This is a genomic window from Streptomyces sp. NPDC002144 (assembly GCF_053593695.1).
Genome location: NZ_JBSFDB010000093.1, coordinates 1 through 20,701 on the forward strand (window position 1 = coordinate 1; position 20,701 = coordinate 20,701).

At 70.7% G+C, this 20,701-nt stretch carries 17 protein-coding genes and 3 pseudogenes; 3 read left to right on the plus strand and 17 right to left on the minus strand.

The window, feature by feature from the left end; translation table 11 throughout:
- Nucleotides 1–552, plus strand: a 552-nt coding sequence (locus ACWCQ1_RS49460) for an ATP-binding protein (protein ID WP_451029785.1), incomplete at its 5' end; no start/stop codon positions are given.
- A gap of 105 nt (nucleotides 553–657) precedes the next feature.
- Here the strand turns inward: ACWCQ1_RS49460 and ACWCQ1_RS49465 are convergent.
- From ACWCQ1_RS49465 to ACWCQ1_RS49520, 12 genes and pseudogenes are all read right to left on the minus strand, one after another.
- Nucleotides 658–870, minus strand: coding sequence for a transposase (locus ACWCQ1_RS49465; RefSeq protein WP_451029786.1), 213 nt, complete (start codon nucleotides 868–870; stop codon nucleotides 658–660).
- A gap of 146 nt (nucleotides 871–1,016) precedes the next feature.
- A pseudogene (locus tag ACWCQ1_RS49470) lies at nucleotides 1,017–1,250 on the minus strand (ISL3 family transposase); the annotation flags it as partial.
- A 710-nt stretch (nucleotides 1,251–1,960) separates the two neighbouring features.
- Complete coding sequence (locus ACWCQ1_RS49475; RefSeq protein WP_451029787.1) at nucleotides 1,961–2,950, minus strand: alpha/beta hydrolase; 990 nt, start codon at nucleotides 2,948–2,950, stop codon at nucleotides 1,961–1,963.
- Between the two features lie 50 nt (nucleotides 2,951–3,000).
- Complete coding sequence (locus tag ACWCQ1_RS49480; protein ID WP_451029788.1) at nucleotides 3,001–3,336, minus strand: hypothetical protein; 336 nt, start codon at nucleotides 3,334–3,336, stop codon at nucleotides 3,001–3,003.
- Between the two features lie 259 nt (nucleotides 3,337–3,595).
- Nucleotides 3,596–3,853 (minus strand): acyl-CoA carboxylase subunit epsilon, encoded by a 258-nt coding sequence (locus ACWCQ1_RS49485; protein ID WP_451029789.1) that lies wholly within the window; start codon nucleotides 3,851–3,853, stop codon nucleotides 3,596–3,598.
- 15 nt (nucleotides 3,854–3,868) lie between these two features.
- Nucleotides 3,869–5,458 carry an acyl-CoA carboxylase subunit beta gene (locus ACWCQ1_RS49490; protein WP_451029790.1) on the minus strand — a complete coding sequence of 530 codons (1,590 nt, stop codon included), beginning with the start codon at nucleotides 5,456–5,458 and terminating at the stop codon, nucleotides 3,869–3,871.
- A 276-nt stretch (nucleotides 5,459–5,734) separates the two neighbouring features.
- Complete coding sequence (locus ACWCQ1_RS49495; RefSeq protein ID WP_451029791.1) at nucleotides 5,735–7,210, minus strand: MFS transporter; 1,476 nt, start codon at nucleotides 7,208–7,210, stop codon at nucleotides 5,735–5,737.
- An 86-nt stretch (nucleotides 7,211–7,296) separates the two neighbouring features.
- On the minus strand, nucleotides 7,297–9,678 hold the full coding sequence (locus ACWCQ1_RS49500; protein ID WP_451029792.1) for an SDR family oxidoreductase: 2,382 nt from the start codon (nucleotides 9,676–9,678) through the stop codon (nucleotides 7,297–7,299).
- 2 nt (nucleotides 9,679–9,680) lie between these two features.
- Nucleotides 9,681–10,616, minus strand: coding sequence for an aromatase/cyclase (locus ACWCQ1_RS49505; protein ID WP_451029793.1), 936 nt, complete (start codon nucleotides 10,614–10,616; stop codon nucleotides 9,681–9,683).
- Nucleotides 10,617–10,638: 22 nt separating this feature from the next.
- Entirely contained in the window at nucleotides 10,639–11,424 is a 786-nt protein-coding gene (gene fabG, locus ACWCQ1_RS49510) for a 3-oxoacyl-ACP reductase FabG (RefSeq protein ID WP_451029794.1), read from the minus strand.
- Between the two features lie 185 nt (nucleotides 11,425–11,609).
- Entirely contained in the window at nucleotides 11,610–11,870 is a 261-nt protein-coding gene (locus ACWCQ1_RS49515) for an acyl carrier protein (protein ID WP_451029795.1), read from the minus strand.
- Nucleotides 11,871–11,963: 93 nt separating this feature from the next.
- Nucleotides 11,964–13,178 (minus strand): ketosynthase chain-length factor, encoded by a 1,215-nt coding sequence (locus tag ACWCQ1_RS49520; protein ID WP_451029796.1) that lies wholly within the window; start codon nucleotides 13,176–13,178, stop codon nucleotides 11,964–11,966.
- 926 nt (nucleotides 13,179–14,104) lie between these two features.
- Here ACWCQ1_RS49520 and ACWCQ1_RS49525 point away from each other — a divergent pair.
- Complete coding sequence (locus tag ACWCQ1_RS49525) at nucleotides 14,105–14,248, plus strand: hypothetical protein (RefSeq protein WP_358607065.1); 144 nt, start codon at nucleotides 14,105–14,107, stop codon at nucleotides 14,246–14,248.
- Nucleotides 14,249–14,688: 440 nt separating this feature from the next.
- Here the strand turns inward: ACWCQ1_RS49525 and ACWCQ1_RS49530 are convergent, their stop codons facing one another.
- From ACWCQ1_RS49530 to ACWCQ1_RS49545, 4 genes and pseudogenes are all read right to left on the minus strand, one after another.
- A complete protein-coding gene (locus ACWCQ1_RS49530) occupies nucleotides 14,689–16,071 on the minus strand; it encodes a DEAD/DEAH box helicase (protein ID WP_451029800.1) in 1,383 nt (460 codons plus the stop codon).
- Between the two features lie 385 nt (nucleotides 16,072–16,456).
- A complete protein-coding gene (locus ACWCQ1_RS49535) occupies nucleotides 16,457–17,197 on the minus strand; it encodes an SDR family NAD(P)-dependent oxidoreductase (RefSeq protein WP_451029797.1) in 741 nt (246 codons plus the stop codon).
- Nucleotides 17,198–17,290: 93 nt separating this feature from the next.
- The gene (locus ACWCQ1_RS49540) at nucleotides 17,291–17,941 is read right to left on the minus strand and encodes a helix-turn-helix domain-containing protein (RefSeq protein WP_451029798.1); all 651 of its coding nucleotides are present in this window, start codon (nucleotides 17,939–17,941) and stop codon (nucleotides 17,291–17,293) included.
- A gap of 149 nt (nucleotides 17,942–18,090) precedes the next feature.
- Nucleotides 18,091–18,926, minus strand: a pseudogene (locus ACWCQ1_RS49545) (IS5 family transposase).
- Nucleotides 18,927–19,201: 275 nt separating this feature from the next.
- On the opposite strand from ACWCQ1_RS49545, the pseudogene ACWCQ1_RS49550 reads away from it, so the two are divergent.
- Nucleotides 19,202–19,309 (plus strand): annotated as a pseudogene (locus tag ACWCQ1_RS49550) (helix-turn-helix domain-containing protein); the annotation flags it as partial.
- Between the two features lie 507 nt (nucleotides 19,310–19,816).
- Here the strand turns inward: ACWCQ1_RS49550 and ACWCQ1_RS49555 are convergent.
- Nucleotides 19,817–20,470 (minus strand): hypothetical protein, encoded by a 654-nt coding sequence (locus ACWCQ1_RS49555; RefSeq protein ID WP_451029799.1) that lies wholly within the window; start codon nucleotides 20,468–20,470, stop codon nucleotides 19,817–19,819.
- Nucleotides 20,471–20,701: the final 231 nt, after the last annotated feature.

The following is a 20,701-nucleotide window of genomic DNA, read 5'->3' on the forward strand; positions in this document are numbered from 1 at the left end:
GGGAAGACCTTCGGTGACTGGGACGAGGCCGCCTCGTCCATCCCGCGGCAGATCCAGGACTCCCTCAAGACCCTGGAGTGGATCTCCCGCAAAGAGAACCTGTGCGTCTGCGGACCCTCCGGCACCGGCAAGAGCCACTTCACCGAGGCCCTCGGCCAGGCCGCCATCGAGGCCGGGATGACGGTCGCCTGGTTCGCGATCGAGGACCTCGGAGCCCTCGTCCGCCGCCACCGCGTCGACGACTCCCTCGCCCGCGCCATGACCCGGCTGATCCGCTCGGACCTCATCATCGTCGACGACATCGGACTGCTGCCCGTCTCCGCCGACGCCGCCGAAGGCTTCTTCCGCCTGGTCGATGCCGCCTACGAACGACGGGCGATGGCGGTCAGTTCGAACCTTCATCCGTCAGGCTTCGACGAGATCATGCCCAAGACCCTGGCGACCGCGACGGTCGACCGACTCCTGCACCACGCTCACGTCGTCGTGACCCAGGGTGACAGCTTCCGCCTCACCGAGGCCACCTCCGGAAAGGGGGTCAGACCCCTGCACTGACGACTACCCCGGAAGAATCACGCCGACTCAGTGGGGAGTTATCCTGTCCATGGGGAGTTTTGCTGTCCGCCAGTGGGTGGCACCTCGTGTCCGCCACTGGGGAGATCAAAGTTTCCGTTGACAGACTGCGTCCCGGTCGGGCAGGACATCGACCACCCGGGCCGCCTCGATGTCGACCAGGACGGTGCCATAGTGCCGGCCCTTGCGGAAGGCGAACTCGTCGACGCCCAGCACGCGAGGTGCCCGCTCGGGCACCACTGGGGCTGTGAGCAGGCCCAGCAGATGGGTGCGGCCGGTAGGTAACTGCAGGGCCGGCACAGGCGTTCACCGGGACGACTGCCCAGGAACGTTGCAACACCTTGCATCCATCGCCGTAGTCCTACGCTGTGACGGCGGTACCGCTCACTCAGATCCGGAACCTGCTCGACGAACGTCCGCCGACGACACGAGGCCTGCTCACAGAAGAAGCGGCGAACGCTGAGCCAGACCACCAACGACCGTCCCACCACCGGACGTTCGGTCAGACGGCGCACGTACCGGGAATGCACGCGACGTCCCGCAACACCGCAGTCCGGACAGGCTGGCGGTCTCCCGCACGCCCCCCCCTCGACGGCGACTTGCTCCGCGGTGACGCGCACCGCCGTCACACGCACATCGATCCCGGGAAACAGCACATCCTCGCTCGCCACAGCCCCCATACCAGGGCAATCCCCGCAAGAAACGTTCCCCCAGTCGCAGGTCCACCTGGGGATTCACGGAATGGCGGCCTGAACCAATTACCTGACCGTCGACACCTGACAAGAGAGTGGGCTGGCCTGGTTGACTTCTCCCCCGGCTGAAGCCGGGAGATTCTTCCCTCGCGGGTTGAGCTTTCTGCTTCTCCGACAGCAGCTGCCCCGAACTAACGGCAAGGGACGTTGGTACGCCCAGCAGTCTTACGCCAGCTCCACAGACCTGACATCCCGCCAGCCCGGCGGTAGGCCCGGCCAGCTTGGTTATCGCCGGCCGGACGGCATACAAACTACCACTCTCCTGCGGGTGGTTGGCGGTGAACGCCGATCCGCCCTGGCGGCGCATCGGCTTGCCCTGCCCTGCTCCGCAGGAGTCCGTTTCCTCCCCCGCCTGAAGGCGGGGGATCCACGGAGGAATCCCGATGAAGCTGCGCGACGAACTCGACGGCTGCGTCGGCTGCGACTACCTCACCCTGCAGTGCTGCGTATTGGCCAACCCCTGCGACGTGCTGGGGAAGAGGGTGCGGGCGCACGCAGGCTCCGGGTCGCCTGACGCACCGGGGCAGGCGGCGGCCCCCGCCGGTTCGGGGCGTGCCACAGGGCCGCGGTCGGCTCTCGGAGGCCCTGCCCGTCGGCGGCGTGCTGTACCCGGTGCTGTACGACGTGGGACTGGCCTCTCAGCCCACCTCCGTGTACGGCCGGTTCCGGGGGCCTGTCACCGCCGCGCCGACCGGTCTGCCGACGGGTTCCCGCGTGGTGAGGCGGCGGCCGGTGAGGCATTCCTCCAGGAACGCCAGGGCCCGCAGATGGTAGGCGCGGGCGGCCCAGCCCAGGCTGGCGTTGTGGCCGGCCCCCGGCAGCCGGTCGACACAGACCTTCGGGGCCGCGAGCAGGCCGGTCAGCTCCGCCAGCGCCTCGTCGTCGTGCCGCCACCAGCGCTCGTACTCGGCGAAGGTGAACCGGACGGGGATCCGTACCCGCGGGGCGAGCTGCCTGAAGACCTCGGGCCAGAGCCGCACCTCATGCTCCTCCAGTTCCGGCATCGGGCCGACCAGGGCTGCGGCGAGCCGGAAGGTGTACTTCGGGTAGAGGCCCAGCGGACCCCAGTGCAGTGCGGCGGTGCGGGGCTCGTGCAGCGAGGCGAGCCGTTCCGGGTCGACCGCGAACCGGTGGCCCAGACCGCAGATGTCGAGTCCGAGGAGGTCCGCGCCGTCGGCGGCCAGGGCGAGGGCGAGCTTGCCGCCGTAGGAGTGGGCTACGACGAACACGCCCGCCCCGACGGGATGGCGTAGGTCGAAGTCGGCCAGTGCCGCACGGACGGTCGCGGACTGTTCCCGTAGCGTCTGCCCGCGCGGCAGGCGTGGGGCCGAGCGTCCGTAACCGGGGCGGTCCAGCGCCAGCACGGTGAAGCCCAGCCGGGTGCCGAGCGTGAGCAGCGACAGGCCCTGGTGGGCAGGCGCGTGGAAGTAGCCGGCCCGCATCCCTCCCCCGTGGAGGGCCACCACGGTTGCCCGGGGCGGGCCGTCCGTCGGCTGGCTGAGCAGGCCTGAGAGGGGGACACCGTCGGCGTCCAGCACGATCTCGCGCACCCCGGCGGGGGGAGCCTGTGCGGTGGGTGGGGGGTCGAGCACGCCGCTCGGGGTGGGTTCGGTCGGGTTCGGGGTCATGGTGCTTAGGTCTTCCGTCCTTGGTGGGTAGGGGTGGGGCCCTGCGCGGATCAGTCGATGCCGCGGACGATGTGCGACTCGGCCGGGCCCGCGTCCTCGGTCCCCGCCAGCAGCGGTAAGGGGAGCGGCTCCTGACCGGCCGACAGGGGGACCGTCCCGCCGGCCGGCGGCCGCACGGGCTCGGCGCACGGGGTGTCGGGGAGCTGGGAGTGGGTTTCCTGGGGGAGTAGCAGGTCTGACACGGGGTCTCCGGGGCTGTCTCGGACCGTGGTCTGGGACGAGGCCGTGAAAGCCTCCGAGGCCACGGTGCATACCAGGTAGTCGGGCGGAGCGGCCTTGAAGCGGGCGATCCGGCCCTGGCCCTCCGCGGTGTGGGGATCGGCCATCAGGCGTCGTAGGCCGAATGGTCCCCTCATATCGGTTGTTGACGAAGGTCCGCTCGTCCGGGGCGAGGCAGGGGGTGGCCGAGATGAAGCCGCGGAAGTGCCCTTTCCGCTCCTCCGCGTGGTGGGGCAGGTCCACGAGCGCCCGGGCCTGTTCCGGCTCGGCCAGTGGCGGGTGGCCGCGACGACGACGCCCGGCGGCCGTCCGTTCGGCGGCGGTTTGTGCTCGGTGTCCGGCGCGGCCGCTGCGGCGAGCGCCGTCTCAGCTCCTGAGCTGGGATCTCGGCCGGGTTCGCCGCAGCTCGTCGCGCCAGCTGCGGGCCCCCCGGTGGGTCAGCGCCCGCTCCAGCCGACGCCAGGTGGCCGGGCGGTGTACGGGGCCGCGTGTCTGCTCGTCCTCGGGGGCCGGGGCGCCCGCGCGCAGGAAGAGGGCGACGGTGAGCGCGGCCAGTTCTTCGGGGCTTGGGTGGCCTTTGGTGACGCGGATGAGAGGGGCGCTGTCCGCCCGTGCGTCAGGCATTGGTGCCTCCGTGAGTCACTGCGGCTGATTGCCGTGCTTGCGGGAGGGCAGCTCGGCGTGCTTCTCGCGCAGCATCGCCAGCGCGTCGATCAGGACTCGCCGGGTGTGGCGCGGATCCACGACGTCGTCCACCAGGCCGCGCTCGGCGGCGTAGTAGGGGTGCATGAGCTGCGTGCGGTATTCCTTGATCTTCTGCTGCCGGAGCTCCTCGGGGTCGTCGGCAGCCTGGATGTCCCGCCGGAAGATGACGTTGGCCGCGCCTTCGGCTCCCATGACCGCGATCTCGTTGCCCGGCCATGCCAGGGCGAGGTCGGCGCCGATGGAACGTGAGTCCATGACGATGTAGGCACCGCCGTACGCCTTGCGCAGCACGACCGAGATCCGGGGGACGGTGGCGTTGCAGTAGGCGTACAGGAGTTTGGCGCCGTGGCGGATGATGCCGCCGTGCTCCTGGTCCACTCCGGGCAGGAAGCCGGGTACGTCGACCAGGGTGACCAGCGGGATGTTGAAGGCGTCGCAGAACTGGACGAACCTCGCGGCCTTCTCGCTGGCGTGGATGTCGAGGACGCCGGCGAGGGCGGCGGGCTGGTTGGCGACGACGCCCACCGTCTCGCCGCCCAGCCGCGCGAACGCGCACACCACGTTGCGCGCCCAGCCGGAGTGGACCTCGAAGTACTCGCCGTGGTCGGCGATCTCTTCGATGACGGCACGCACGTCGTAGCTGCGGCCCGGGTCGGCGGGCACGATCTCCAGGAGCGCCTGTCCGTCACGGTCACCGGGATCGTCGCAGGGGACCTGAGGCGGCAGTTCCCGGTTGTTGGCCGGCAGCAGCGACAACAGGTACCGGACGTCCTCCAGGCACGCGCGTTCGTCGTCGTGGACGAAGTGGGCGACGCCGGAGGTCTCGCCGTGCACGTCGGCGCCGCCGAGTCCGTCGTGGCCGATCTGCTCTCCCGTGACGGCCTGCACCACGTCCGGCCCCGTGATGAACATCTGCGAGGTGGTGCGGACCATGAAGACGAAGTCCGTCAGCGCCGGCGAGTAGGCCGCGCCGCCCGCGCAGGGGCCGAGCATCACACTGATCTGCGGGATGACGCCCGAGGCGCGGGTGTTGCGCTCGAAGATGCCTCCGTAGCCGGCGAGTGCCGAGACGCCCTCCTGGATGCGGGCGCCGGCACCGTCGTTGAGCGACACCAGCGGGGCACCGGCCGCGATGGCCATGTCCATGATCTTGTGAATCTTGGCGGCGTGCGCCTCGCCCAGGGCGCCGCCGAAGATGCGGAAGTCGTGCGCGTAGACGAAGACGGTGCGGCCGTGCACCGTGCCCCATCCGGTGACGACACCGTCGGTGTACGGCCGCTTGTGCTCCAGTCCGAAGCCGGTGGCCCGGTGCCGTCGCAGCGGCTCGACCTCGTGGAAGGAGTCCGGGTCGAGCAGCAGGTCTATGCGCTCGCGCGCGGTCAGCTTGCCCTTCGCGTGCTGCCGTTCGGTGGCGGCCGGGTCGGGTCCCTGTCGCACCTCCTCCTTGATCCGCGTGAGTTCGGCCAGTCCCTCGTGGGTGGGGAGTGCGGCATCGTCGAGGGGCGCGGGTGTGACTGTGGTCATCGGGATTCCTCCGTGGATACCCCCGCCTTCATGCGGGGGAGGAAGCGGACTCATGCGGAGCAGGGCAGGGCAAGCCGATGCGCCGCCAGGGCGGATCGGCGTTCACCGCCAACCACCCGCAGGTAAGCGGTAGTTCGTATGCCGTCCGCCGGCGATAACCAAGCCGGCCGGGCCTACCGCCGGGCTGGCGGTGGGTTTCAGCTCCTGTGATTCTCGCCTGGCGGGTGCGGATGCGCGGGCGGGCGGTGAGCGGTGCCGGAGCGGGAGGCTTCCGGGTCATGGCCGGGCGGGGAGGCTCCGCCCGGCGGCGCGGTCGGGGGCCGGGCGGTGCGCCGGCCGGACGACCGCCGCGGCCATCCCCAGCGCGCCGAGCGCGACGACCAGCCACAGCGCGGGCCGGTAGCCCGCGGCCACCTGGGCGGCTGGGACGCCGACGGGGGCGCGGTGCGCGATCATCAGTGCGGTGACCAGCGCGGGTGACAGGACTGCGGCGGTCTGCACGGCCGTCTGGTAGTGGGCGGTGGCCGCCGGCCGGTCCGCGGCCGGCACATCGGCGGCGGCCTGCACGTTCAGGGCGGTGAAGCCGAGCGCGAAGCCGATGCCGACCAGCAGCATGGTGGGCAGGACGTCGGTGAGGTAGGCCGGGTGCGGGGTGAGCGCCCGCAGGTAGAGGAGGTGGCCGAGCAGCGGTGCCGGGGCGCCCAGGGCGATCAGCCGGCGGGTGCCGAACCGCCCGATCAGACGGCCGGAGAATGGTGCCGTCACCGCCAGCGGCAGGCTCGCGGGCAGGAAGGCCAGCGCGGTGCGCACCGGCGGCCAGCCCTGCGTCGTCTGCAGTTGGAGGGTGGCGATGAGCAGCAGCCCGAGGTACGAGCCGTTGAGCGCGACCGCGCCCAGCATGGACCGCAGGAGCCCACCGTGGGCCAGGAGGCCCAGGCGCAGCAGCGGGTCCGCGTAGGTGCGTTCGACGAGGACGAGGGCGCCCAGGAGCAGGGCGGCAGTCGAGAACGCACCGATGACGACCGGGCTGCTCCAGCCGCGTCCGGGCAGCTGCACGATGCCGGTCGCCAGGGCGGCCAGGGCCCCGGCCAGGGATACGGCGCCGGCCGCGTCGTAGTGGCGGCGCCCTCCGTCGGAGGGCGCGTCCGCCGGGATCAGGCGCAGGCCGAGGGCGAACAGGACCAGCACCACCGGTGCGGGAAACAGGAACGCCCAGCGCCAGCCGACTTCGCTCAGCACCCCGGACAGGAGGAGTCCGCCGGTGAACCCGCAGGCGCCGACGAACGCGTACACCGACACAGCCCGCCCGCGGGCCCGGCCCTCGGGGAAGGCGGTGGTGATGATGGTCAGCCCGGTCGGCGCGGTCAGGGCGGCGCAGAAACCTTTGACCACCCGGGTGGCCAGGAGCAGTGTGGGCCCGTCGGCCAGCCCGCCGGCCACGGTCGCCGCGGCGAAGACCGGCAGAGCGGCCAGGTACACCCGCCGCCTGCCGAGCAGGCGTACGACCCGGGTGCCGAAGAGCAGCAGCGCCCCGAAGCCGAGGGCGAATCCGCTGACCACGCCCTGAAGGGCCGTCAGGGGTAGGTGCAGGTCCCTGCCGATCGACGGCAGCGCCACCATCGCCGTCGACACTTCGAGGGAGTCGATCAGCATGTTCCCGGCCAGGACGAGCAGCAGGCCCCACTGGCCGGCGCTCCAGGCATCCGGTGCCTCGTCCGGGGCAGCGGCTGGTACACGCGTCGAAGATCTCATCGAACCGCTCCGAAGTCTGGTGGACGGATCGGGGTGGGCGCCGCGCCCCTCCGGCCGCGCGGGTGGCCGCCGGAGGGGCGGTGCGGTCACCCCAGCAGGGTGCCGCCGGTGGCGTCGAGGAACGCGCCGGTCACCCAGCGGCTGTCGTCCGAGGCGAGGAAGGCCACCACGTCGGCGACGTCCTGCGGTTCGCCGACCCGGTTGAAGGCGGACAGCCGCGCCATCTGCTCGACCGCCTCGGGCACGTCGAAGAGCGGGTTGCCGTTGTGGGTGATGCCGGGCGCGACGCTGTTGATGGTGATCCCGCGCGGGGCGAGCACCTTCGCGAAGTGCAGGGCGAGTTGTTCCACGGCGCCCTTGGTCATCGCGTAGGCGATCTCGTCGGGGTTGGCGAAGCGGGTGAGCCCGGAGGAGATGTTGATGATCCGGCCGCCGGAGACGAGGTTCGCCAGGGCACGCTGGATGATGAAGAACGGCGCCTTGGCGTTGACGGCGACCAGCCGGTCGAACTCGTCCGGGGTCATCGTGTCGACGGGTACGCCGCCCATCCGCCCCGCGTTGTTGACGAGGATGTTCAGATCGGTCGCCCCGGTGCGCTCCTTCAGCCCCTGTTCCAGTCCCAGGAACAGCTCGTGCACGTCGCCGGGCACGCCGAGTTCGGCCTGCACGGCGAAGGCCCGTCCGCCGTCCTTCTCGATGGCCGCGACGACTTCCTCGGCCGCGTCCCGGTTGGCCGCGTAGTGCACGGCGACCAGGGCGCCCTCGGCGGCCAGCCGGGTGGCGATCGCCCGGCCGATGCCCCGGCTCGCCCCGGTGACCAGTGCGGTCCTGCCCGTGAGCCTGCCCATCGGTGTGTCTCCCTCTTCTCGTTCGTGGTGCCGTTCGTTGCTGTGCCCTGCGAGGCCGGGCTGTGCCGGCCGCGGGTTGCCCGGGGTGTCCGGGCGGGCCGGAGCCGCCGTCCGCAGCGCGGAGGCCGGCGGGCCGAACCAGGTGCGCAGCGCTTGGGCCGGGCCGTCCGGGCCGGCGGACGACGTCCAGGCGACGTGACCGTCGGGGCGTACCAGGAACGCGTCCGCGTGATGCGGGAGCCCGTCCGGCCCGGTGGCGGCCGCCACCAGGTCCACCCGGTCCAGCCACGGGCCGCACTCGCGGCTCAGGGCCATGTGGCGGGCGGGGTCGCCGGAGAGGTCCAGCAGCAGCCCGCGGCCGGAGCGCAGCAGCGCGGTGGTCGTCGTGGTTGCGCCGTCGGTGACGACTTCGGTGGGCTCCAAGCGGGTGCCCGGTGCCCCGGCGGGGACCGACAGCGGGTGGCCGTCGGCGCCGAGGCCGTAGTGGACGTCCAGGCCTGAGATCGTTCCGGCCAGGTGCCGTCGCACCCTTTCGTGGCCGAGGAGTTCGGCGAGGACGGACCGCGTGGCCTCGACCTCGGGGCCGCCCAGCAGCAGGGCCGTCTGTGCCTCGATGCCGGCCAGCACCCGGGTGCCGACGGCGTGCCGTTCGTCGTGGTAGGTGTCCAGCAGGCTCTGCGGTGCCCGCCCCCGCACGACGGCGGCCAGTTTCCAGCCGAGGTTGACGGCGTCCTGCAGCCCCAGGTTGAGGGCTTGGCCGCCGACCGGCATCTGCTGGTGGGCGGCGTCGCCGGCCAGCAGGACGCGCCCCGCGCGGTAGCGGGCGGCCAGCCGGGAGGCGTCACCGAAGGCGTTGAGCCACAGGGGGGTGCCGCCCCTGATGTCCTCTCCGGTGACGTGCCGCCACACCTCGCAGACCTCGGCGAAGTCCGGTTGGCCGGTGCGGTGTCGCGGTGCGCGGCCGTAGGCGTGGACCATCACCCGGGTCACGCCGTCACCCCGGCGGGCGGCGATCGCCAGGCCGTGCTCCAGCCGCTCGAAGCGCCGGTCGGGGATGTTGATGCCGTCGACGTCGGCGCGGATCAGCTCCCGGACGGCGTCGTGCCCGGGGAAGCCGATGCCGGCCAGTCGGCGGACGGTGCTGTGTTCGCCGTCGCAGCCCACCAGGTACCGCGCACACAGCCGGACCGGCCCGTCGGACCGTACGGCCTCGATCTCCACGTGGTCCTCTAGCTCCGCCAGGCCCATCACCTCGTGACCGCGCCTGAGGTCCGCGCCGAGCGAGACGGCCCATTGGGCGAGGACCTCCTCGGTGCGCGTCTGGGGCATTTTCCACTGGCCCGGATACGGTCCGGGCAGCGTCAGGTCCAGCGGTATCCCGCCGAAGTGCCCCCGGGGATCGTTCGGCAGGGTCCCGATGCGGCCCAGCAGGCCCCGCGCGTCCAGCAGTTCCATGGTGCGGGCGTGCAGGGTCGAGGCCCGGGACTCGGTGGTGGGCGCCGTCAGCCGTTCCAGGACGGTCACCCGGGCGCCGCCGGTGCGCAGTTCCCCGGCGAGCATCAGCCCGACGGGCCCCGCGCCGACGACGACGACGTCGGTGTCCAGCGTGTGCGCGGTCATGGTCAGCGCCTGTTCTCGGCGTAGTCCTTGGCGTGGTTCAAGGTGGCGCGGCTGTTGGCGCTCAGCGCGCCGTGCACATAGTCCCGGGCGTCGGCGACCGTGGCCTCAGGCCCCAGTACCTTGGTGATGTTGTCCGTGTTGAGGACCACGGTGTGCTGCGAGGTCGCGGCGACGCCCCGTTCGTTCTCCGTGAACGTCCACACCCCGGTGTGCAGGGTCATCAGCGCGGGCAGGGTGACCTGCTTGTAGGCGATCCTGTGGTGCGGGAAGGTCACCCGGTAGGACTTCGTGGTGTGGGTCGAGCCGTCCTTGGCGCGGGTGTCCATCTCCAGGGTCTGCAGTCCCGGGGTGTCCTCGGTGAGGCGGACGCGGGCCACGTGGGGCAGGCGTTCGGCCCACAGGCCGGCCTCGTTGATGAAGTCGTAGACGTCCTTGGCGGAACCGTCGATCTGGACGGTGTCCTCGAAGGAGAACGTGATCTCCTCGGCGGCGTGGGCCAGTTCGACGTTGGTCTTCAGCGCCGCCAGCTCGGAACGCGAGTTGCGGTCCACGGCCTCGTCGATCCACTTCAAGCCGTCGGGGTCGTCGTCGACGGCCCGGTAGTCGTGCAGCAGCCGGATGCGGGACCGCGTGTCCGACAGCGGCTCGATGATCCAGGTGCCGCCCATCGCGGCGACCGGCGGGGCGGAGACCTCCTGGCGGAAGGTGATCCGCCGGTTGCCCGGGTCCAGTGTGCGGCGCGAGGTCCAGCTCTTGGCCTCGCCGTTGGCGGTGGCCCAGATGCGGATCCGCTCCTGGCTGTCGCCGCGCTCGACGTGGTCGACGTAGACGGTGGGCGGGAAGATCCGGGGCCAGTTCTCCACCTCGGCGATCAGCCGGTAGACGGTGGCGGCCGGGGCCTCGGCGGTGATCTCGTGCTCGACCTGACGGGTCGTCATAGCGGTTGTCTCCTCGGTGGGTTCAGAAGTTGCCCAGGCCGCCGCAGACGTTGAGGGCCTGCGAGGTGATGGAGGCGGCCGTGTCGGAAGCCAGGTATGCGACAAGGCCGGCGACCTCCTCCGGCGTGGAGTAGCGGCCGAGCGGGATCTTCGCCTGGAACTTCTCGAGGATGGCCTCCTCGGTGGTGTCGTAGGCGTCGGCGTACCCCTGGCGGACGCGCTGGGCCATGGGGGTTTCCACGTAGCCGGGGCAGACGGCGTTGACGGTGATGCCGGTCGGGGCGAGCTCGTTGCCGAGGGCCTTGGTGAAGCCCACCACGCCGTGCTTGGACGCGGAGTACGGGGCGCCGAGCACCACGCCCTGCTTGCCCGCCGTGGACGCGATGTTGATGATGCGTCCCCACTTCTTGTCCCGCATGCCGCCGGTGTTGAGGACTTCGCGGGTCATGCGGAAGACGCTGTTGAGGTTGGTGTCGATCACGTCGTCCCACAGCTCGTCGGTGATGTCGGCGGTGACGCCGCCGCCGGACCGGCCCGCGTTGTTGACCAGGACGTCGATGGTGCCGAAGGCGTCGACGGCGGCCCGGACGAACCGCTGGACCTCGGCTCCCGAGCGGACGTCCACCGGGCTGCCGTCGACCCTGACGCCCTGCTCACGCAGCTGCTTGACGGTCGTGCTGACGTTCTCCGCGTTACGGGCGCCGATGTACACGCGGTGGCCCTGAGCGCCCAGCTCCTTGGCGACGGCCAGGCCGATCCCGCTGGTGGCTCCGGTGACGACGGCGACTCGCTGGTTGTGCTCGGTCATGCTTCCTCCGGGGTGGGTGCGTGCGCGGGGTGGGTGGTGTGGTCCGTGCGTGCCGGCCCCCGTCTCCGGCGAGCGGTGCTCGTACCGGAGGCGCGCTGCTGCGGTGGGGAACGGCCGGGGACAGAGGGCCGCCCGGTACCGGCGGTGCGGGTGCCAGGCCGCCGGCACCGGACGGGGACTGTGGATCAGGCGGCGGCGGTGGTGGCGAGCTGGGTGTTGACGATCGCCAGCAGTTCGCGCGGGGTGTGGGCGTCGGCGACCTCCGACTCGTCGAGTGAGATGCCGTACTCGCGCTCGATGCGGCTGCCCGTCTCGAGCAGGGCGAGCGACTCGTAGCCCAGTTCGTCCCAGCGTCGGTCCAGGATGTCGCCGTCGAGGTCGACGCTCTCGTCGGCTCCGGCGCTCTCCAGGAGGATGCGCTTCAGGTCGTCGAGGGTGAACTGCACGGTGCTTACTCCATTTCCGTTGTTCTCAGGGATTGCTCCGCCTCATGCGGACCGGTCGCAGGGTGCGGCCGGTTGCCGGGCGGCCGCGGTCCGTCAGGCGACGGAGCGGACCACCATGGCCGAGTTGAAGCCGGCGTGGCCGCGGGCCAGGACCAGGGCGGTGCGCAGCTCGGCGGGCCGCGGCGTGCCGGTGACGAGGTCCAGGCCGTAGTCGGTGACGGGCCGGACGTTGACGGTCGGGGGGATCTGCCGGTCGGCGATGGACAGCAGGGCCGTGGCCAGGTCCAGGGGTGCCGCTCCGGAGTACAACCGGCCGGTCATCGTCTTCGGAGCGGTGACGGGCACGCCTCCGCGGCCGAAAACGGCCGTGATCGCCTCGGCCTCCGCGCGGTCCTCCTCCGGCAGGGCCGCGCCGTCGGCGAACACCACGTCGACGTCCCGGGCCGCGACCCCTGCGTCGGCCAGGGCCAGCTCGATCGCCCGGCGCAGACCGCGTTCGCGTCCGCTGCCCGGCCGGGGATCGAAGGTGGCGCCGTATCCCGCGATCTCGCCGTAGGGCCGGGCGCCGCGGCGCCGCGCCGCCTCGGCGTCCTCCACGACGAGGATGGCGCCGCCCTCGCCGGGGACGTGACCGCATGCGTTCGGGTCGAAGGGCAGGTACGCGCGCTCGGGATCCTCGCTGGTGCTCAGCCGGCCACCGGCCAGCTGGGCCACCCAGCCCCACGGGCAGATCGAGGCATCGATGCTGCCGGAGACGATCAGCGGGGTGCCCCGCCGGATCTGCCGACGGGCCTGGGCGACGGCGTCCAGACCACCGGCCTGGTCGCTGACCACCACTCCGCTGGGTCCCTTCATCCCGTTGCGGATGGAGATCTGACCGCTGTTGACGGCGTAGAACCAGGCGAACGACTGGTAGGCGCTGACGTACTGGCTGCCCTTGCTCCACAGGTTGCGCAGTTCGTTCTGGCCGAACTCGAAGCCGCCGCTGGAGCTGGCTGTGACGACGCCCATGTCGTAGGGGGGCAGTTCGTCGGGCCGCACCCCGGCGTCGTCCAGTGCCCAGTCCGCGGCCACGAGGGCGAGGCGTGTCATGCGGTCGGTCTGCGGCAGCAGCCGGCTCGGCAGGTGATCCTCGGCGACGAAGCCGGGCACCTGGCCGGCGAGCCGCGCCGGGTAGCGCGACGGGTCGAACCGCTCGATCCGGGCGATAGCGCTCTCGCCCCTGAGCGTGGCCGTCCAGTACTCCTTGACGCCCAGCCCGTTGGGTGCGGCGACGCCGAGGCCGGTGATCACTGCGGTGGCGGTCATCGGGATTCCTCCGTGGATATCCCCGCCTTCAGGCGGGGGAGGAAACGGACTCCTGCGGAGCAGGGCAGGGAAAGCCGATGCGCCGCCAAGGCGGATCGGCGTTCACCCCCAACCACCCGCAGATAAGTGGTAGCTTCTGTGGCGTCCGGCCGGCGATAACCAAGCTGGCCGGGCCTACCGCCGGGCTGGCGGGATGTCAGGTCTGTGGAGCTGGCGTAAGACTGCTGGGCGTACCCACGTCCCTTGCCGTTGGTTCGGGGCAGCTGCTGTCTGAGAAGCAGAAAGCTCAACCCGCGAGGGAAGAATCTCCCTGCTTCAGCTGGGGGAGAAGTCAAGAGGCGGATCATCCTCGACCTGTTCGCCGGCCCCGGCTGCTGGAGCCACGCGCTCACCGTCCCCAGGGCCGGGGACATCGGCCTGGAGTGGGACAGCTGGGCCTGCAGAACCCGGGCTCGAGTCGTTCGGTTGACGATCCAGACCGATGTCGCCCGCGATACCGTATGGGTCTTCTCCGGTCGGATTCCCGGGCTGACCGCCTCCCCGCCGCGCCAGGCGTGGTCGATGGTGGGCAAGCGTCTTGGCCGGGTCGACCAGCCGCTCGTCCGCCAGGCAGCCGCGCTCGTCACGGCCGGCCTCGATCAGCAGGATGATCACGCGGGGCGTGCGCGACGGTTCGGCCGGGGCGCGCCGGAGAGGTTCGTCGACGCGGCCGGGATCGGCGGGGGGCGCGACCGAGGCCGGGGGGGGCGACGCGCGGCCGGTCAGGGGTGGCGAGAGCGAGTAGGTTGTTGGGTCCGGCCCTGGGCGTTCCGGTGCCGGACGCGCTGCCTCCGGCCGCCGGGACGAGTACGGCCCCGCGTGCGAACACATCGGCGGCAGCTCCGACTTCGTTGCCTTGCGCCTGCTCGGGCGCGAGGTATCCGGGAGTGTCGAAGGCCGCCTCGGACGCGTGGGCCGTCGTCGGCCATGATGATGTTGGCTGGCTGCAGATCCCGGTGTACGAGCCCGCAGGCGTGGACGGCTGGGAGCGCCTCGGCCGGCGCAACTGCTCTTTTGCCATGGAGTGTTGACGCTTGATCAGCTCGGCGAGCGTGGGCCCGGGGATGTGTGCGGTGGCCAGCCAGGGCGCCTGCGCGTCGGGATCGGCGTCCACGACCGGAACCGTGTGGAAAGCGCCGGCTCTGCGGGCGGCCTCGACCTCTGCGCGGAGCCGTTCAGGGACGTGCGGGTCGGCCGCCAGTGGGGGCGGGCCACCTTGACCGCGACGGCCCGACATCCCGTGACCGGGCGGGGTAGACCGTCCCCATGCTGCCCGCGGTCAGTTCTCGCTCGACGGTGTAGACACCGATCCGCCGGCAGGTCCGCGCCGTTCTCCATCGCCTGCACGCCTCCGCCTGCGCACGGTCACCCGTGTGTGACGCCGTGCGGTGCACCCCTGCCGATCTCCGGTCCTGCATTTCCGTCCAGCAGCGTAGGCAACGACGCTGCCCGGCAGTGCGGGAAGCCGGTCTCAGCCGCCGCGCCGCACTCGGGCCGCCTTGCGGGCCTCCGTGAGCTTGCGGGCCTCGCTGCTCTTGCGGGACGACGACCTGCCACCGGAACCGCTCTTCGCGTCCTTGGTGCTGCCCAGGCCGCCGAACGGGACGTTGTGGTTCTTGGGGCGCGGTATGGCGGGCCCGCTGTCGAGAGGCTTTCCGGTGGGGGCTTTGGCGCCGGTGATCCGGCTTAGCTCCGCCTCGCCGGACCGCACTTTGGTGACCTGGGGGGTGACGTCGGCGTCTGCCATGACCTGGCTCGTCTCGCGGCGCTGTGCGGACAGGACGAGTGTCACGACGGTGCCGGAGCGACCGGCCCGGGCCGTGCGGCCCGCGCGGTGCAGATAATCCTTCGGGCCGGTGGGCGGGTCGACGTTGACCACGAGGTCGAGGTCGTCGATGTGCAGGCCGCGTGCAGCGACGTTCGTTGCTACCAGCGCGGTGACCTGCCCGTTCTTGAACTGAGCCAGGGTCCGGGTGCGCTGCGGCTGGGACTTCCCGCTGTGCAGGGCGGCGGCGGCCACGCCGCTGGCCCGCAGATGCCGCGTGAGCTGGTCGACGCCGTGCTTGGTGTCCAGGAACAGCAGGACGCGGCCGTCCCGAGCGGCGATCTCCGTGGTCACGGCGTACCGGTCCGGGCCGTGCACGACGAAGACGTGGTGCTCGATCGCGGACACCGCGCCGGACGAAGGGTCCACCGAGTGGACGGCGGGGGAACGCAGGTAGCGCTGCACCAGCTGGTCGACGTCGCGGTCGAGGGTGGCGGAGAACAGCATCCTCTGGCCGTCGGGACGCACCTGGTCCAGGATGCCGGTGACCTGCGGCAGGAACCCCATGTCACACATCTGGTCGGCCTCGTCCAGGACCGCGATGCGCACCCGCCCCAGTCGGCAGCCCTTGCGCTCGATGAGGTCGTGGAGCCGACCGGGCGTGGCGACGACGATCTCGGCGCCATCCCGCAGCACGGCGGCCTGCCGTCCGATGGACACGCCGCCCACCACGGTCGCGAGCCGCAGCCGCAGCGCCTCGGCGTACGGGGTGAGCGCCTCACCGACTTGCTGCGCCAGTTCCCTGGTGGGCACCAGAACGAGCGCCAGCGGCTCTTTCGGCTGCGCGCGGTGCCCTGCTGTCCGGGCGAGCATCCCCAGGCCGAAGGCGAGCGTCTTGCCGGATCCTGTGCGACCGCGGCCCAAGACGTCCCGTCCCGCGAGCGCGTTCGGCAGCACCGCCGCCTGGATGGGGAAGGGCACAGTCACGCCCTGCTCATCGAGCGCCCGCCGAACCTCGGCCGGCAGCCCCAGCTGGGCGAAGGACGCCGCCGTGGGCGCTGCCGAAGAGGCGCCCGACGCCTCGGACACATCGTCCTGCCGCCGGGCGTCGGCACACGTTGATTTGCTCACAGAGAGCCTTCCTGCGAAGGGACCGTACCGAGGAAGGCGCGGCAGGGACGCGGCCGCCAGCCGGTGACACCCAACGGATCACCGACACAGCGACACAGCAAAAGCGCAACGTTAGCATGGGGCACGCCGTCGGGGCCTCCCGTGCCGCGCCGCTCAGCCGAGGCCGTGGGACTTAGAGGCCGGGCGGATAGGTACGGTTGGGGGCCCGAGCAGCGAACCGCCGACTGTGACCGTACGTCTATCCACCCGACCTCTCACTCAACATCATCGAAGTGTGAAGAGCGGCCCCGTCAGGTGCCGCTGTTCCTCAGCGCATCTCAAAGCCTCCGTGCAGAGCTGCGTGTCAGAGGCTTTGACCGCCGGAAACGTCGATGATCGCGCCGGTTGTCCATTGGAAGGCATCGGAGAGGATGGCGGGAACAGCGGCGGTAATGTCGTCGGACGTGGCGATTCGGCCCTGGGCTATCGTGCGGGCGGCAAGCTGCTGCACCTCCAGCGAACGCATGACGCCTCCGCCGAAGTCAGTCAGGACCGCCCCTCCCATGAGGGTGTTGACCCGGATGGACCGCTCGGCCAGTTCGACGGCTTGGTAGCGGGTCAGGACCTCGATCGCCCCCTTCGTCGCCGCATAAGCGGACATCCCTGGAACGACACCCCGTGTCAGAGCGGTCGACACGTTGAGTACACGGCCACCCTCATTGATCAGGGGCAGCAGCGCCTGGGTGAGGAAGAACGGCGCCTTGAGATTGATCCGGACCAGTTCGTCGAACTGGTCCGGAGTGGTCGTCGCGTACGGAACGTAGGTGCCGATGCCGGCGTTGTTGACCAGGTAGTCGAAGGTCTCCACGCCGAAGCTTTTCCGCAGCGTGCTCCGTACAGTGGTGACGAAATCCGCGAACGTGTCGATCCGGGTGACGTCGAGCTGGCAAAAGACAAGGTCCGGCCCAGTGGCCTCGGCGGCCGCGCGCTCACTGGTGAAATAGGTGCCCAGAACTGCGACGCCCGAGCGCCCCAAGTGTTTCACCATGCCCATGCCCAGTCCGCGTCCCGCGCCGGTGACCAGGGCAATCTTCCGCTCCGCCATAAGAGTCCCTCCATCGATGGATTGGTCCTCCCCACCATGGAGGAAACATTCCGCCAGAACGGGATGTTGTCCGCTGGACGGACAACCGCCAGGTCACAGCACGGAAAGCCTGCGTTCCAGTGCGACGGCAGCCCGGTGAACCGGCGCCGCGAACCTCTCCGCAGGCCGCAGCGCCGTAGTGGCGATCTGGAGCGACGCCCGCCGCCCACCGGGCAGGCCGACCGGCACGGCATAACAGGTCAACCCCCCGAGCACGTCCTGGTCGTCGACCGCGGCACCAAACGGCCGCCCCCGCGCCGCCGGCAGGGCGCCCGGAGCCAGGACCAACGCGGCGGCGGTCGACGCGGGCATCCGCGCCCCACTGCGCGCGTCAATCGGCAGCGTTTCACTGCCCGGAACCATCTCGAGAGCCACGAACGAGTCCTCCGATGGCACGACCAGGGAGACCGTGGCACCGGTCTCCGCCCGAAGACCCTGGATGACCTTTGAAGCAGCCGCCCGTAGACCCGACAGCGGCTCCACCTGCTGCGCCAGGCCCAACAGCGAGGCAGAAAGGGCCCAGTGACCGTCAGCCCACGTCACCACGCCGGAGTCGCGCAGTTGGCCGAGCAGCCGGTGCACCGTGGGACGAGGCAGCCCGGTCAGGTACGCCAGACGCGCCACCTGATGCTCCCGCCCCGCTTCGGGAAGAGCCCGCAGCACGCGAAACGCACCGTCGACGACACTGCGCGGCTCCCTCTGCACAGCCACACTCCTGCCTCTACCACGAACACACCCGTAGACAAAGACAACTGTATGTGTTGCTCCCTGACCTGCCTGGCCGGGGTGTCGCGCAGATGACCATCCCGTACCCGTCGGCCAGCGCCTACGAGGTCGGGTCGACAGGCGCACCGTCACGGTCGGCGAAGTGGGCGTTCGTTCCAGCGGTGAGTCGTCCATGCCTGCCGGATCAGGCTACGGACGGTGATGATCGTGTCGGTAAGATCGAAGAAGGCGTCGATGACGGTGGCCCGCCGCTCGTAGCAGCGGGCGAGCCGGTAGAAGGCGTTCTGCCAGGCGTGGGTGCGCTCCACGTACCAACGCTGACCGACCTGGACCGGTGGGCCTTCTCACCTTTGTGCGCGATGCGGGCGTGGAAGCCACGTTCGACGAGCAGAGCACGGGTCTTGTCCGAGTCGTAGCCGGCATCCAGGTGCACGGTGATGTCATCGGGTAACGGGCCAAGGTCGGCCGGGCAGTCCAGCGTGGGGGCGAGCAAGGGTGAGTCGTGGCGGTTGGCACCGGCCGGGACACGCCCCCGTGGAATGCCGTATCCGTCCGTCATGCTCGAACGTTTCAAGCCCTGTTTGCCGCGGTCGACCGGTGACCGGCCTGCAACCTCGCCGCCTCCGGGCGCCTTGGTGATGGAGCCGTCCACGGCGATGTGATCGAGAACGAGGCCGACGATCCGGTCGTAGGACTCCAACGCGATCTGCTTGAGCCTGGCGAATACGCCGAGTCGGATCCACTCGTCGCGGCGGCTGCGGATCGTGGTGGCCGAGCAGGCCGTGTCGGCGATCGCCTCGCAAGAACAGCCGAAGCGCAGCAGTTGCAGAAGTTTGTCGAAGATGACCCGGTCGCTGATACGTCGGCGGTGACAGCCGAGCGGATGGTCCGGGTGGAACTCCGGCCGGACCCTGCTGCGGCTCGCGGCCGGGGAGGCGGACCATCTCTCGGGCCAGTACCTCACCCCGGACTCCGACCTCTCTGTTCCTTCCGGTCTTTCCGACTCCTCCGATCGTCCCAGCCGGTCCGACGGTATTGGAGTGCTCACCGCGTCGTGACCGGATCCGCCGCCGGCGGGGCCCCTGGCGGGCGAGCGACGTGGGTCGCCGCACGTCCGTCACCTGGACCCCGCCACCGGATTGTCTGCGAGGATGGGCAGGCCGGGGCATGAGTGAGCCGGGTGTGCCTACCGGCCGTTGACGTTCGGTTCCGGCGGCTGTTCACCTCACCGAAGCGGTCACTCACTTACGGGTCAGCCTCCGGTCCATCCAGCGGTGGCGGCGGGCCTGGAACAAGGACGGCCCGCGGGCTCTGCGGTCAGCCACTTCCGCCTCGCCTCAAGCCACCCAGCGGCTTCACTGCACAGCGCCCGGCCGCCCGCTGACCTGTCGTGGCAGAGGCGGTCGGAGCTTGCTGACCGTGGTCGGCCTGCGGCGGCCTTCAACGGGAGGCGGAGCCGTAACACGGGACGCGGTCCAGGCCGTCCGCCGCGTTGCCGAACCCCCGCGCGAGACAGTCACACGCCGGAGAAGACCCGTTGGACTCCACGGACGCAGCGCGACAGACTGCGACACAGGGCCTCCTGGTGCTGCTTGGTTGGGATCGTAACCCCGAGCTACCGGAAGGCCCTGCGGCTATGCCCCGACCACCTAGAGATCACCCGAACAGGAACCTGTTCGACTCACCAAGCCTGCCGAGCGGCAAGCGGATGGCGTCTCACCCTGACGACATCACGCCAGCCAGGTCAGTAGCCGGAACCGAACAGGAGGGCCGGGGGCACCCGGCCCTCCTCTCACGCCGTGCGTGCGGGGTGGTGCCGCAAGGTTCAGGGCCACCCGGAACAGCCCGGCCGCCTCAGCACTTCCACGTCTCCCACTTCAGCTCGCCCTTGAGGGAGCCGTCCGCCCAGGCGACCGGGGTGTCGATACGGAAGCCGTCGGAACCCTGGCCGGGGTAGTACCAGTAGTAGTGGCCGTCGACGCGCTTGCCGTAGTGCACCTCGATCCAGCCCTGCGAGTGCCGGACGAGCGGACGGAACGAGTAACCGCCCTCGTATCCGGGGCGGACGGTGCTGGTGACGGTCTGCGTATTGGTGCGGGTGTCCCCGAGGGTCCAGGTCTCGGAGGTCTCCGTGCTGGCCTTCATGCCCAGCTCGATCGTGTCGCTGAATCCCGCGCTGACCTCGACGCTTGTGGACTGCTGGTACGAGTACGAGGTGTTCGTCGCGTAGGCGCTGGCGATCTGGAACGTGGCGTTGTCGGTGCCCGAGCAGTTCGAGAATACGTTGCTCGACTCGTGCCAGTCGCCGTACGAGGTCCAGGCGTTGATCTCATGGTACTGGCACAGGTCGGCGTTGCCCTGGTTGCAGTCAGAGAGTACGTCGGGCTTGTCGTCACCCCAGCCGGGGCTGGAGTTCGCGCTGGCCGTACCTGAGGACGCGAAAAGCATCAGGGCGGCGGCAGGCGCCAGCAGGGCCGCTCGGGCGCGGCTCCGCTTTAACACCTTCATCGAGGTCTCCTCGTGGGGGGATGTAGGGGTCGGATGTGGCTGATGTGCCTCAAGTATCTAAACCTACCGAGGAGTTGGCCGTCAGGCCGTTCCGCCGCACCGATCCGTCATCGGGTCTCTCCTTCGTGGATACCCTCGGCTTCGGCCGGGGGAGGAAACGAAGATCCTGCGGAGCAGGGCAGGAGGAGCCGGTTCGCCGCCAGGGCGGACCGGCGTTCGCCGGCAGCCGGC

Bases quoted from the DNA above. Each gene is read 5' to 3' on its own strand.
- ACWCQ1_RS49475 (WP_451029787.1), bottom strand. From the start codon at position 2,950: ATGACCCCGAACCCGACCGAACCCACCCCGAGCGGCGTGCTCGACCCC.
- ACWCQ1_RS49480 (WP_451029788.1), bottom strand. From the start codon at position 3,336: ATGGCCGATCCCCACACCGCGGAGGGCCAGGGCCGGATCGCCCGCTTC.
- ACWCQ1_RS49485 (WP_451029789.1), bottom strand. From the start codon at position 3,853: ATGCCTGACGCACGGGCGGACAGCGCCCCTCTCATCCGCGTCACCAAA.
- ACWCQ1_RS49490 (WP_451029790.1), bottom strand. From the start codon at position 5,458: ATGACCACAGTCACACCCGCGCCCCTCGACGATGCCGCACTCCCCACC.
- ACWCQ1_RS49495 (WP_451029791.1), bottom strand. From the start codon at position 7,210: ATGAGATCTTCGACGCGTGTACCAGCCGCTGCCCCGGACGAGGCACCG.
- ACWCQ1_RS49500 (WP_451029792.1), bottom strand. From the start codon at position 9,678: ATGACCGCGCACACGCTGGACACCGACGTCGTCGTCGTCGGCGCGGGG.
- ACWCQ1_RS49505 (WP_451029793.1), bottom strand. From the start codon at position 10,616: ATGACGACCCGTCAGGTCGAGCACGAGATCACCGCCGAGGCCCCGGCC.
- fabG (WP_451029794.1), bottom strand. From the start codon at position 11,424: ATGACCGAGCACAACCAGCGAGTCGCCGTCGTCACCGGAGCCACCAGC.
- ACWCQ1_RS49520 (WP_451029796.1), bottom strand. From the start codon at position 13,178: ATGACCGCCACCGCAGTGATCACCGGCCTCGGCGTCGCCGCACCCAAC.
- ACWCQ1_RS49535 (WP_451029797.1), bottom strand. From the start codon at position 17,197: ATGGCGGAGCGGAAGATTGCCCTGGTCACCGGCGCGGGACGCGGACTG.
- ACWCQ1_RS49555 (WP_451029799.1), bottom strand. From the start codon at position 20,470: ATGAAGGTGTTAAAGCGGAGCCGCGCCCGAGCGGCCCTGCTGGCGCCT.